Origin of the sequence: Nonomuraea thailandensis, assembly GCF_024172165.1 — a bacterium.
Taxonomy (GTDB): domain Bacteria; phylum Actinomycetota; class Actinomycetes; order Streptosporangiales; family Streptosporangiaceae; genus Nonomuraea; species Nonomuraea thailandensis.
Map to the genome: position 1 here is coordinate 64058 of NZ_JAMZEB010000001.1, position 13066 is coordinate 77123.

Annotated in this window: 10 protein-coding genes; 9 read left to right on the forward strand and 1 reads right to left on the reverse strand. The window is 69.7% G+C overall.

Annotated features, from left to right (window positions below):
- Positions 1-11 precede the first annotated feature (11 nt).
- The 9 genes from HD597_RS00285 to HD597_RS00325 all read left to right on the forward strand — a co-directional run bounded on the left by HD597_RS00285 (position 12) and on the right by HD597_RS00325 (position 11028).
- Positions 12-1178 (forward strand): isochorismate synthase, encoded by a 1167-nt coding sequence (locus HD597_RS00285; protein ID WP_253739415.1) that lies wholly within the window; start codon positions 12-14, stop codon positions 1176-1178.
- Positions 1179-1255: 77 nt separating this feature from the next.
- The gene (locus tag HD597_RS00290) at positions 1256-1948 is read left to right on the forward strand and encodes an isochorismatase family protein (protein WP_253739417.1); all 693 of its coding nucleotides are present in this window, start codon (positions 1256-1258) and stop codon (positions 1946-1948) included.
- 11 nt (positions 1949-1959) lie between these two features.
- Positions 1960-3804 carry a hypothetical protein gene (locus tag HD597_RS00295; RefSeq protein ID WP_253739419.1) on the forward strand — a complete coding sequence of 615 codons (1845 nt, stop codon included), beginning with the start codon at positions 1960-1962 and terminating at the stop codon, positions 3802-3804.
- 19 nt (positions 3805-3823) lie between these two features.
- Positions 3824-5557 (forward strand): hypothetical protein, encoded by a 1734-nt coding sequence (locus HD597_RS00300; protein WP_253739420.1) that lies wholly within the window; start codon positions 3824-3826, stop codon positions 5555-5557.
- A gap of 60 nt (positions 5558-5617) precedes the next feature.
- Entirely contained in the window at positions 5618-6331 is a 714-nt protein-coding gene (locus tag HD597_RS00305; RefSeq protein ID WP_253739422.1) for a hypothetical protein, read from the forward strand.
- 40 nt (positions 6332-6371) lie between these two features.
- The gene (locus HD597_RS00310) at positions 6372-8120 is read left to right on the forward strand and encodes a type IV secretory system conjugative DNA transfer family protein (RefSeq protein WP_253739424.1); all 1749 of its coding nucleotides are present in this window, start codon (positions 6372-6374) and stop codon (positions 8118-8120) included.
- Positions 8121-8131: 11 nt separating this feature from the next.
- Complete coding sequence (locus HD597_RS00315) at positions 8132-8659, forward strand: hypothetical protein (RefSeq protein ID WP_253739426.1); 528 nt, start codon at positions 8132-8134, stop codon at positions 8657-8659.
- 350 nt (positions 8660-9009) lie between these two features.
- Positions 9010-9336, forward strand: a complete 327-nt coding sequence (locus HD597_RS00320; RefSeq protein WP_253739427.1) for a hypothetical protein — start codon at positions 9010-9012, stop codon at positions 9334-9336.
- 1455 nt (positions 9337-10791) lie between these two features.
- The gene (locus HD597_RS00325) at positions 10792-11028 is read left to right on the forward strand and encodes a hypothetical protein (RefSeq protein ID WP_253739429.1); all 237 of its coding nucleotides are present in this window, start codon (positions 10792-10794) and stop codon (positions 11026-11028) included.
- A gap of 668 nt (positions 11029-11696) precedes the next feature.
- On the opposite strand, the gene HD597_RS00330 is transcribed toward HD597_RS00325, so the two are convergent.
- The gene (locus HD597_RS00330; RefSeq protein ID WP_253739430.1) at positions 11697-12950 is read right to left on the reverse strand and encodes an NsdA family TPR-like regulatory protein; all 1254 of its coding nucleotides are present in this window, start codon (positions 12948-12950) and stop codon (positions 11697-11699) included.
- Between the last annotated feature and the right edge of the window lie 116 nt (positions 12951-13066).

Genomic DNA, 13066 nt, shown 5'->3' on the forward strand with positions numbered 1-13066 from the left:
AGAACCCGCTCGTGCTGCTGCCCCCCAAAGCGCCCGCCCTCGCCGAGTACGTCGCACCGCCGATCCGCGCCTACCGCCCCGGCGACACCCTGTTCGCCGGCCCCACCGCCACGCTGCTCGCGCACAACGGCGAACCGCTCACCGGCATCGGCCTGGACTGCCTGCCCGACGCGCTGGCCGCCCTGTTGGCCCACCGCCCCACCGGTTGCCTGGCCGTCGGCGCCGTCAGCTTCGACGGCCTGGCCTGCCGCCTCACCCTGTGCGACACCGTCACCCGCGCCGGGCCGCTGCCGCGCCAGCACCACTTCCGCTGCGGCGTCAACCCGGTGACGATCACCGCCGTGCCGAGCGAAGAGGACTACGTCAAGGCCGTGCGGTGTGCCACCGACCGCATCGCCGCCGGCGAGCTGGACAAGGCCGTGCTGGCCCGCGCGCTGTCCGTCACCAGCGCCCGCCGCCTCAGCGTGCCCGGCCTGCTGCGCCACCTCGGCGGCCACGGCTACACCTTCGCCGTTCCGATCGGCACCCGCCGCACCCTGATCGGCGCCAGCCCCGAACTGCTCATCTCCCGCCGCACCCAGGACGGCGTCAGCACGATCGTGGCCAACCCGCTGGCCGGATCCGCCCCCCGCGGCGCCGGCCTGGCCGCCGACCGGCAAGCCGCCGAAGGGCTGATGGCCTCGGTCAAAAACAGGCACGAGCACCGCCTGGTCGTCGAGGAGGTGGCCCGCGCGCTGACCCCCTTCTGCCAGGACCTGCACGTGCCCGCCGAACCCACCCTCCTGGCCACCCCCACCCTGTGGCACCTGTCCACACTGATCACCGGCACGCTCACCGACCCGGCGCCCTCCAGCCTCGCCTTGGCCACCGCGCTGCACCCCACCCCGGCCATCGCCGGCACGCCGACCGAGCCCGCGCTCGCGCTCATCACCGAGCTGGAAGGCGGCGGCGGCGTCGAACGCGGCTACTACTGCGGCCTCGTCGGCTGGACGGACGCCGCCGGCGACGGCGAATGGGCCCTCGCACTGCGCTGCGCCGTGCTCGACGGCGACCGGCGGCTGCGCCTGTACGCCGGCGCCGGCATCGTGGCCGACTCCGACCCGGCCGGCGAGCTGGCCGAGACGAACGCCAAGTTCGGCGTCATGCTCGACGCCCTCGATGTCCGCCCCGCCCGCTAACGCCTCCCGCACGCCCCTTCCTGCTCTCCCCGACCGGCCCTCCGCTTGTTCTCCCTCAGACCGAGAGGAACCCTGTGATGTCGCTGCCCACCGCGCTGCCCGCCTACGATCTGCCGCCCACCACCGCTGCCACCCTGACCGCCGACATCAGCGGAGCCAGCGCCGGCTGGCAGCTCGACCGCGGCCGCGCCGTGCTGCTCATCCACGACCTGCAGCACTACTTCCTGCGCCCGTTCGCCGCCGACGAGGCCCCGCTGGCCGACCTGATGGCCAACACCCTCGCGCTCCGCGAGCGGTGCACCGAGGCCGGCGTCCCGGTCCTGTTCAGCCTGCAGCCGGGCGGCCAGCACGTCGACGACCGCGGCCTGCTGGCCGATCTGTGGGGCGCAGGCCCGAGCGCCGACGACGGCGACGTCGGCGTCCCGGGTGCGCTCGCACCCCGCCCGGGCGATGCACGGATCACCAAGCACCGCTACAGCGCCTTCTTCGGCACCCTGCTGGATGAGACGCTGACCGAGCTGGGCCGCGACCAGCTCATCATCTGCGGCGTGTACGCCCACATCGGCGTCCTGGCCACCACGCTGTCCGCGTTCATGCACGACATCCAGGCGTTCGTCGTCGCCGACGCGGTCGCCGACTTCTCCCGCGAGCACCACGAGATGGCCCTACGCTACATCGGCCAGCGCTGCGGCGCGGTGCGCTCCACCGAGCAGATCCGCGCCGCGTTGGCGTCCACCGGCCAGCCCGCCCTCACCTCCTCATCGGCCTGACCGGCGAGCTCATGCGCCGCGAACCCCGGCACCGCAAGGCGCGCCAGCCCGCCGCCGCAACGCCCGAGGAACTGCCCGCCATGGAACCGGAGGAGCTATGCGACATCTACGGGGCCGTCCTGTTCGACTACTGCCGGACGTCGCTGCCGCCCGCCGAAGCCGAGCGGGCGGCTCGGGGCGCCCTGGTGAGCGGCCACCACCACGCCGACCGGCTGCACGAGCCGCAGCATCAGCGCGCCTGGCTGTATGCCCTGGCCCGCGCGCACCGCACCCGGCGCCGCACCAACAGCAGCGCCGGCACCGGCGGCCCGGACGGCTGGACCCGACCCGGCAGCACCTGCGACCCGCTGCTGCTGACCACGCTGGCCACCCTGGAGGAGGCCCATCAGGAGGTGCTGGACCTGGCGCTGCGGCACGGCCTGACCGCCGTGGAGATCGCCCTCATCTTCGACGCCGGCGCGGTCGAGGTCGAGAACCTGATCCGTGCGGCGAGCGACCACCTGGAACGGCTGGTCGCCGCCATGGACGCGGCCCGCACCAGCGACGGCTGCCCGGCGCCGGTCCAGCTAGCAGCCGCGCCTGCTCCGCCCGGATCGGCGCCGCTGGCCCGTCACGTCTCCGCCTGTGCGCGCTGCCTGGCAGCACCACGCACCGCGACCGCCGCCGGGCTGCTCGCCCAGGTTCCGATCGCCGCCGCGTCCGCCACCCTGGCCACACGCCTGACCTCAGCACAACCCCTGCCTGCCGAGGGCGGCTGGCGCCCCGACGGGTTCCCCGAACAAACCCCCACGCTGACTCCGGCGCTCGCCGCCATCCGCAGCACACGACCCCCCACAGCACCCGGCGGCGCCGCCCCCTCGCCGCCGTCCACCGGCCGAGCGGGAGAGTTTCGCGCCTGGGAGCAGCGCAACCGCAACGCCTCGGACCACGAGGAGTTCTGGGAACCCCGCCACGACGAGGCCAACCCCGAGGCTCGCCTGTCCCTGAGGCCACTGTGGCCCGTGCTGCGGGTCGGCGGCCTCATCGCCGCTACCGTGACCGCCATCCTCACGGCCGGCGCCGTCTGGTCGGAACTGCAACCTCGCCCGCACGCCTCGGACATGGCACCTGCTGCCGCCCCGGCCACCACCCTGCCAGCCACCCTGTCCGCCACCACCCTGCCGCCGGACCTGCTCCTTCTGGACGAGCCCCCTGCCGGCCAGCCCACCCTCCAACCCTCCACCACCGCACCCACGACCACGACCACCCGGGCTCCTGCCACCACCCGGCCGAGCTCCCGTCCAGCCACTCCGGCAGCGCCGGCTCCCACACCCACGCGCACCGCCGCACCGGCCAACGCCGGCTCCGGCGACCGCCCCACCGGCAACCGGGAACGCCCCCGCACCGGCCACCGGCCAGATCGGCCTACAGCCACCCGACGACCGGCCAGCGCCGCCGCCGCGCAGACCCTGCCCAAGCCGTTGCCGCCCACGGCCAGCCTGTCGCCCTCCTCGCTGTCGCTGGGCAGCGGCCGCAGCGGCTCCTTCGCCCTGCTGTGCTCGACCGGAACCTGCAGCATCACCTCCGCCTCCGGCACCAACGGCATCGCCGTCTCCGCCACCCGGATCAGCGTGTCGGCGCCCGCCTCCCGTCCCGGCTGCACCACCGTCACCGAATCCGGCACCGCCACCATCGTTTGGAGCGGCACCACCACCGGCGACGGCCGCACCACCGACGGCACCACCACGGCGAGCGGAACTCTGACGCTCACCATCTCGTGGACCGTCAAGGCGGACAAAGGCGACTGGATCCCCACCGGATCGGTCACCCACGGCGGCGACCGGCAGGGCCACTGGTCCAACTGCCGCAACGGCTGACCCTCGAGGAGAGAGCGACGTGAAACCCCTTCTCGGCAGCATGACCCGGCGGGAACGACGCTTCGCCGTCGCCGGCGTCATCATCACCTTGACGCTGCTCCTGCCCCTCGTCGCCGCTGCCGAGCCCGGACTCATCCCCGGCAGCGGCCCCACCCCGGGCACCGCCTCGGCAACCGAGCAGCCCGCCGACGTCGAACGCGGCGACTCCTGCCACGACACGCTGCCCGCCGACACGCCCAGCTACGTCGTCTGCCGCTGGCTGAACCCGCCCCAGGACGCCGCCGCGGCCGCCCAGTTCTGGCTGGCTGAGGACGGCGCCAACCTCGAACGCGCCCAGCCCCTGCCGCCGGAGTTCATCCGCTGCAACCAAAAGAGCGACCTGGCCAAGACGGGCACCTGCAAGGGCGGCGAGACCCTGTGCCAGCAGCAGCCCACCGGCTGGTACCGGTGCACCGACCAAGTCACCCGCAAGGTCACCTACGAGGGATACGTCAACGGCGCATGGGTCGTGCGATCCACGCCACCATCAACCGCACCATCCCCAACCGCACCATCCCCAACCGCGACGTCCACTGCCGCAACGCCCTCGACCGCGCCGCCCCGCAGCCCAGCCCAGACGATCGACGCCACCGCCGTGCTCCCCGCCCCAGCCAGCCTGGCGACGTCCAGCGCACCGGCCAGCACCCCGGCCGGCACAGAGCCGAGCACCACCGGACAGAACGAACCCCCGCCCGACGGCAACCCCGCCACCGCGGCACCCACCCTCACCTCCACCACCGCACCCCCTGACACGCCCACCGCCGAGCCACCCCCCACCGCCACACCGAGTTCGTCAAAACCGGCACCAGCACAGGACAGCACGGCCGCCCAAGCCATCGCCGCCGCCGCGGCGTCACGTCTCCGGCTACGCATCTGGGTGGAAAGCGACCTCGCCGACGACTACCTCGCCGGCGACCGCCCGTACACCACCGCGCTCCAGGACCTGGTGGCCGCCGCCCAGCAGCCCGGCGTGACCGGCGTGAAGTTCGCGGACAACCTCGGCTACACCGGCTTCACCACCGCCGCCGACGTCACCCGCTTTCTCACGCGCGCCGGCCAGGATCTGCGGGCCGCATTGCCCGGCAAGCACCTGGCCATCGGCGTGGTGGTGCCAGAACTCGGCTGCGGAGCGGCCAAGACCTGCATCCGGGCCATGCGCGCCAAGGCACCGCTAGCCACCAAGGAGCACATCACCCGCTACCTCACACTGCGCGCCGTCGACCGGGTGGAGATCTCCACCGGGCTGTTCGGCCGTACCTACGCCCAGTACCAGGTTCCGGATGCGAAGACCGGCAAGCCTACCGCGATTACACCAGCGCTGGCCGCCCGCGCTCAATGGATGAGCGTGCGCGCTCTGGAATGGGACACCCTCGCCCAGGTACGCGGCCGCGAGTACGGTCTGGCCCACGCTGGCGGAACCTCACCGTGGGACAACAAGCAGGCCACTGCTCAGATCGACGCCCGCATCGGCACCGCGCTCGCCCTTGGTGTGCCCACCATCACCCTGTGGGGGCACAAGGCCGTCGACGGCACCCAGACCTACCGGCTCCTCGACGCAGGCCTCGCCCCGAACGCGCTGTGGACCACCTTGACCAGCCAGCGCCTGCGAGGACGCCTGGCCGTCATCGTCGACCCGGCCTCCACCGAACGCAGCATCACCGCCGACCTGACCGAACTCGCCAAAGCAGTCAGTGAAGTGTTCATCCTGCTGTGACCACCACCGCCCCGAACGGGCAGGCCCCGCGCCCGCCTGTGGAGAGGCCACGACCTCCGGATGCGACCCGACGACCGGCTCTTCCCCGACCCCGATCCCGATTCCGAAGCGCCACGGGCCTTCACCGATGCCGCCGACGGCGGCTACCCCATCGAAACCGACCTCGACCCCGACCCGCACCCCGCCCCGCAAAGCCTCCCGACGGACGAGGACCTGCCCCCGCCACCCTCGCCCCTCAGCGGCCGTCGCCTGCACAACCCCATCCCCGCCGCCCCGACGGCCGCCGCCGCGGACGACGACTGGTACGGCCCCGAACCGGCCCGCTCCCGCTGGCGGATCATCACCCCGATCGCCACGCTCGTCGCCAGCGCCGGCCTCGGCATCTGGCTCGCCCTGCCCACCACGCCCCCTCCGCAAGCCAACGCGCCGACATCACCCTCAACCGCTCATCCGACCGCGCCGCCGTCGAGCGGCACACCGGCCGCCCGCCACACCTTCACCCCCCGCCCGACCACCGCCCGTACCCGCGCCACTTCGCCCACCCCGCGACCCGAACCCACCCGCACCCGCTCACCACGACCGCAGCAGACCACAGCCCGGCCCTCTCCAGACCCCCACCCGGCCATCACCACCACCGTGACCCTCACCGTCCGCCCCACCCGCGCTCGCACCGGCACCGGCCCCGAAGAACCACCCCGCCCCACACCACCCACCACGCGCACGCCCGCCTGCCTGACCTGGGACGACTGCCACGACGACCCGCCCACCGGCTAACCCCCGGCCGCCGCCCGCCCCATCCTCCTAGGATCACCCGATGACCACCCCGATGACCACCCTGCTCCCCGCGACGACCCTCACGTCATGGCCCCTGGCCACCGCCGCCGCCCTGCTGGCCCTGGCGCTCCTCGCCCTCGCCGCAGACCGGCTCCGCAACCCGCGCCGCCGCAGCGGCCTGGCCCTGTGGTGGCGCCTGCGCTGGCGCCTGTACCCCGGACGCGGCTTCGCCCGCAGGCTCGAGCTCTACCTCCACTACGGGCTGCCCGCCGCCCGCAAGGTCGCCCGCCGCGCCCGCCCCTGCCTGCGCGGCTGGTGGGCCCGCCACGTCGTCCGCCACAACGAGATCGCCCTGTTCCTCGGCTGGGCCCAAGGCTGGCTCATCCGCTTCCGCACCTACGCCACCCTCGAAGACCACATCCTGTGCCTGGCCCCGCACAAGGAAGGCAAAACCGCCCACCTGGCCGGCTGGATCATCGACGCCCCCGGCGCCGCCATCGTCACCAGCGTCCGCGACGACATCGTCGACCTCACCGCCGGCCTGCGCGGCAACGCCGAACTGTTCAACCCCGAACGCTTCGGCACCTGGGCCTCTACCATCCGCTGGTCACCCGTCCACGGCTGCCACGACCAAGCCACCGCCCTGCGCCGCGCCGCCACCATGGTCGCCGCCACCGAAACCAGCGGCCTGACCGACCAGACCTTCTGGACCAACCAAGCCGCCATGACCCTGGCCGCCCTGCTGTACGCAGCCGACCTGGAAAACCTCACCCTAGAGCACGTCGACGCCTGGAGCATGAACGAAGACCCCACCCCCTTGAAGATCCTCACCCGGCCCCGCCCCGGCCACAACACCACCCGCGCCGCCGCCCTGATCCGCCGCTACCACAACCTCCACGTCCGCACCCGCGACTCCATCTACCTCACCCTGCGCCAAGTCCTGCGCTGCATGGACGACCCCGCCATCGCCCACATGCTCTGCCCACCCCCCGGCCACAGCCTCGACCTCGAAGACTTCCTGCGCCGCCGCGGCACCCTCTACCTCATCTCCGGAGACAGCACCAACCCCGCCACCCCCATCCTGTTCGCCACCCTGGTCGCCGAAATCCACCACCAAGCCCGCATGCTCGCCTCCCCCCAACTCAACCGGCGCATCGACCCGCCCGTCACCTTCCTCCTCGACGAAGCCCCGCACATCTGCCCCATCCCGCAACTGCCCGGCTGGATCGCCACCGCCGCAGGCTCCGGCTTCGTCTTCATCATCGCCGGCCAATCCTGGTCGCAATTCCAGCACCGCTGGACCGAACACGGCGCCACCACCCTGTGGAACAACTGCAAAGCCAAAATGCTGTTCGGCGCCACCTCCGACCCCCACGACCTGAAAGTCATGTCCGACCTGTGCGGCGACATCACCCTGGCCTACCGCGAGAAATCCATCGACAGCTCCGGCAAGCCCCACTACACCCGCCGCTGGGAAACCGTCCCCGTCCTACCACCCGACCAAGCCCGCCGACTCCCCACCTGGCGCGCCCTGGTCGTCCGCCGCAACGCCACCCCCACCATCGTGCGAGCCGAACAAGTGTGGAAACGCGCCGACTACAAACGCTGGAAAAGCCAAGACGGCACCATCCCCTTCCCCCGCCTCACCCCCACACCGCCGGCCCCACCCGCAAACCAGGCGCCCGCCCCACACGCGGCACCCACGCGCAGCCCCTCCTCCTCCACCACCACCCCGCCGCCGAGCGGGCAGACACGAGCCTCCCGGCCCTGGCACATCAAACGCCGCTGAACTGACCGGCCATGAACCACCCCGACGCCGGCCCAACCGACCCAGACGACCCATCCGACACCCTCGCCGCCCTCACCGCCGACCTCGAGCACCTGTCCCGCATCGTCACCAGCCTGACCACCACCACCAGCACCACACCAACCGCAACGCCCCAGCTCGAGCCCCCACCCAAACCCTGGTGCTGGCCCAAGACGCCCCACAGGCGCAAAGCCGACCGGCTCGGCGAACTCGGCGACTGGCTGACCCAAGTGCTCTTCGGATGGCCGGCCGCCCAACGCGCCATCCAGCCCTGCTGGCCCCGCCACTGGGACATCATCGAAGAGATCTCCATGCTGTACTGCGCCTGGAAGACCGCCTACCTCTGGGAAGGCGCAACCGCCAGCGACGCCGCCGAATACCTCGACCGATGGCTGCCCAACGCCCTGGAAAGAATCGAAATCAGACTCCGCCCCTGCGTCCAGACCCACCAGCCCGATGGCCCCCGACGAAACGACACCGCAACGCTCACAGCCGTCCAGGACGAACTGCGCTGGCTCTGACATCCTCCGCAGTCAAGAGCGTAACGACCGCCCGCACGCGCCTTTTCGCGTCTGTCCTCAGCGCGCTGAGCGAGCGCGTCGGCCCGCTGTTGTTCGCTGATCCTCATAGCGTTCATGGAGATGGCAGAATGCCGGTGTAGACAGAGCCCACCTCGACCTCCGTCAATAGGGGCTTGCAGCTGGCGGGCGCCCTGGGGGTGATCTGACATGCCGTCGTACACATTGGACGGGGTTGGGCTGGATCACCCGGCGGGCTGCTGGCGGCTCAAGCGAGGCACACAGCGTCGTCCATTCCGGGTGCTCGCGCGGTCCGCGTCTCGGTCACCTGCCGTGCCGGTGAGCTGCCGTTCGTGGGGCTCGATCACGAGGCGACGTCGTTCTCGCTGACGTTCGTGGTGACGGGCGCGACCCCGGCCGGGACAGACGGCGGCTATGCGCAGATGGAGACCAACCTGGAGGCGCTGACGGCGCTGCTCGGAGGTCGCAACCGGCTCATGAGCCTGCGCTACCAAGCAGGCCCGATCGTCCGGGTCACGGACGTGACCATCACGGCCGCGTCAGACCCAGAGATCAACGTCGGTGCAGCTCGTGCACGCCTACAGGTGGTGGTTGAGGTGCCCGGCGTGTACTGGCGAGACGAGACGATCACCACCTGGGCAGGGTCAGCGAACACCTAAGATCAGGCCGTGACCACACTCGCCGGAAGCGCCGTGCCCATCGTGGATGTCCTGATCCGTGTGACCGGCCCGGCCACGACATCACGGTCAGGGACGTGGCCAGCGGCGGGAGTGTCGGCTTGCTTACGTCGGGCTTCAATACGCTGACGGCCGGCCAACGGCTGCTGATCGACGCGAAAGCGATGCGTGCCGCTGTAGTCACGACAGACACGTGGGCCCCGGCAGCGGGCACTGACCGTACGGGCGTGGTCTCGGTGGTTGGCCCGTTCTCGGCGAACCGGTGGATCCACCTGACGCCAGCGATGGCCGTACAAGACCCATTCAGTCGCGCGGTGCTCATCTCGTGCACCGCGACCGGTACCACCACGACGTCCGGACTCGAGGTTCGAGCGCGCCGCGCGTACCTGTAGCAGGACGATCAGCGCGGCTTTTCTGATAATCCTGGTTGCCAGATGGTAACAAGTCTTACCACGCTGTGCAGGTCAGACGGCCTGTCCTGCAGCTTCGGAGTTCTTGGGAGGGCTTGCAGGAGGAGGCCGAGCCGGCCCATCGTATGCTCCCGGCGGTCTGTCCAGGAAGAGTAGACCGTCCAGAAGGGGGCGTTCGACGCCGAGGCGGATGGCCACTGGAAGGACCAGAGTATGCCGCTCCTCCAAGGGCCTAACGTGCGTTGCTCCTCACCTTACGGTATCCATGGGGCCTCCCACCTGCGGCATCGCCGTCAAGCGGGTTCGAGGAGTGATGTCTTGAGGTATTGAGAAGGTGCGATGAGTGCGTGTAGAAGAAGACGTGAGTCCCTATACTAAGAAGCCTTCCTGAGAAGCCTTAGAAGAGTTCTTAGGTTGCATTGTAGTGATGGGTATTAATGTAGATTCTGGCAGATGACTGCTACAACCAACTTGCAAAGTTGCTAGACTTGGCCCAGTAACGCTCCGCATGGCCTGCTGTGCACGGCCTAATGTCGAGCGTAACAAGGGAGAACCCCGCTGCAGGGCGCTAACCATGAGCGGGGTCCTCGTTGCGGGCTCAGCTAGCGTGATAGCGCTAGCTGAGCCCCTTCATCTTCAGAGCCAGGTCGTACAAGATGATCGCTAGCTGCAGAAAGCAGCAAGATCAACTGCCCGTCCGGATCTTCAGAGCCCATCGCTTGCATTGGCCACCCTTCCTCGGGCTGGCCTGGTAGGCCAACCCGTTCGGCTGTCTCCACGAAGTGCCCAAATAGGACTTCTGTGTCCGATTCGGGCACTTCGCAAGAAACTCCCACGAGGCAGGGACTTGCAAAGCAATGAGTTCCGGCGGCCAGTCTAGCGGGTCTTGTGTCGCCGCAAAGCCATTCTTTTGCCTTAGTCGGCGCGCAAGTAATGCGTACATGATCTTGAGCGTCTTAACTCAGAGTATTTGGTCGATAATTATGAGTGGCTGTCGGCGTTAAGGTGCTGGCCCAGGGGGTGTTTGGTGCCTTTCGACCTCCGACTCATCGCCTTCGACCCGAACGGCGACCGGCGCGGCCTCCTCGCCCACCCGCTGCACATCCAAGCGGCGTTCCCCTTCAACGACATCCCGTCGCTGAGGTTCAGCTACAGCACGCAGGCGCCTGGTGCCGACCTGATCGCGACGCCGTGCGAGATCGGCTTGCAGTGGTCCTCGGACGGCAACACGTGGTTCGAGTTCCCGGAGGCCGGTTCCTGCTGATCCAGCGGCAAGGCGACCAGGTCGACCAGGCTGGGATGTGGCAGTTCGACTGCCCCGGCTACTTGTGGACGTTGCAGAAGGCCGTCACGTACGCCAGCAGTTCGATCGAGCCCACGAACGGCAACCGCGTGTTCAGCGCAGCGGCTACGTCCGGATTCATCATGCAAACCCTGCTAGGTGAAGCACAGGCCCGCGGCGCCCTCTCGGGCCTGACGTGGACGTTCAACGCGTCCACTGTTCATCGGGGCCGGATGGCGGTTCTCTCCGCTGGCAACTCCACTGACGACTGAGCCGGAAGACCGGGTGATCTGGTTGACCGCGTTCGTTCCCACGTACGACGTTCGGCAACCGGCGCTCGCCGTGACGAGCCCGATGTTTGCCTTCCCCAACCTCTACAACGTGAACGGCACCCGGACGTTCACTCACCCCGACCTCACCCAGCTCCCCACGGACGTTGGAGGAGACCAGCCTCCGCTAAACATGGTGTCTGCATCGTGGGAGCCGACCTGTCGACGGATCAGCAGTAGCATCCGATCGCCTCGTGGTGCCCGTCGCGGACCCGTCGCCTGATCAGCGGTAACGTTCGTCCTGGGACAGACCGAGCCCTGTCCACCTCCTGCGGGAGGTGGACCGGGCCCTTCCTCGTTTCCGGAGCCCGCGGGGATTGATCACCCATCCACCGGGAAGTCAGCCAGCAGTTCCCGCACTTGAGGCACGTCCGCGTACGACGTCAGCTTGTTGAGCACCACGAGCGAGCGGTCATGAGTTCGGTCGCTCGCTACGTCCGCTGACATCTCCAACATCCGGCGCGCCTGATGCGCCGCTTCCTCTGGCTCGTTCGCATCCGCGAGCGCCACCGCGAGCCACGATAGGTACAGCGCGAGTTCGCGCGTGTGGGTCGTGTTGTAGCGGGCAAGCACATCCGTCAGCAGAGGGACCGCCCGAAGCGGGCGCCGCAGCTCCGTATATACCCTCGCTTCCATAACCTGGAGCTCTCCGGCATCCACCCAATACAGGTAGCCAGGGCCGGGCTGTCCCCGATCGCTGGCCAGGGCGTCGCTGGCCTCGCCGAGTGCTCGCATCGCCGCCTGCGCGTCGCTGTTCCGGGCGTGTGCCCACGCGAGGCGGTCCCAAGCCAGCGCGCGGGCTCGCGGAGGAGAGTGCACGGGTGCGGCCTTCACCGCGGCATGAGCGAGTACCACCGCGCTGCCCATGTCTCCCACATTCGACACCTGGTAAGCGAGCGAGCCAATGAGGTTCGATTCCAGGACCGCGTCTCCTGCCTCCTTCGCCGCGCTGATGCCGAGCCCGTACGCTTGCGCGGCCTGCTCATGTTGGCCGGCGTCCGACGCGATCCATCCGGCGATCTGTGCTGATTCGCCGATCACGGCCAGCAGCTTCCACCCAGTCTCTTCAGTGTGGGTAGCCTCCCGATAGAGGCGCACAGCGGCGTCCAATTCGCGGAACGCAGGCACGATAAGGTCCTCACCGCCGAGGATGTCGTCGGCCAGGCGCATGCTGTGGACGCGGGCGGCCAGGTCCTCAATCGTGGTCTCGCCTATGCGGCGACCCGCTCTCGTGGCGAGAGGTGCAAGCGAGTCACTGCCAGGCAGGATCGTGGCGAGAACTTCCTCGGGGCTCTTGCCCGGAAGCTTGAACGTGTCGCCGAACAGGACGCTCTCGTCGATCCCGAACGCGAGGGCGTACAGCCTCTTGTATCTGCTGCCGGGCTTCCACCTGCCCGCTTCCCAATCGCGGAGCTCCCGCATGACGGATGCCCTACTCGGAAAGGTGGATTGCACCTCGGGCGGGGCGGCCTCATAGAGCTGTCTGGCCATCTCCTTCTGCGACCAAAAGCGCGCTTCCCGCTCCGCCCTCAGCCGCACAGCCCACGCCGGCGGCGGCTTACGCGCCTTGCCCATGGCTCACCTCGCGGGACGGGGGACTCTCCGCTTCTCTCCTCTATCCTCTCCTGTTCGCAGGGCACTACGCAGCGCTGTGATGGATCTGTGCACCCCGACATGAGCAGGGAGAGGGG

What these genes read in the sequence shown, in the direction of transcription:
- HD597_RS00290 (WP_253739417.1), top strand. Translation starts at nt 1,256, where the DNA reads ATGTCGCTGCCCACCGCGCTGCCCGCCTACGATCTGCCGCCCACCACC.
- HD597_RS00295 (WP_253739419.1), top strand. Translation starts at nt 1,960, where the DNA reads ATGCGCCGCGAACCCCGGCACCGCAAGGCGCGCCAGCCCGCCGCCGCA.
- HD597_RS00305 (WP_253739422.1), top strand. Translation starts at nt 5,618, where the DNA reads ATGCGACCCGACGACCGGCTCTTCCCCGACCCCGATCCCGATTCCGAA.
- HD597_RS00310 (WP_253739424.1), top strand. Translation starts at nt 6,372, where the DNA reads ATGACCACCCCGATGACCACCCTGCTCCCCGCGACGACCCTCACGTCA.
- HD597_RS00315 (WP_253739426.1), top strand. Translation starts at nt 8,132, where the DNA reads ATGAACCACCCCGACGCCGGCCCAACCGACCCAGACGACCCATCCGAC.
- HD597_RS00330 (WP_253739430.1), bottom strand. Translation starts at nt 12,950, where the DNA reads ATGGGCAAGGCGCGTAAGCCGCCGCCGGCGTGGGCTGTGCGGCTGAGG.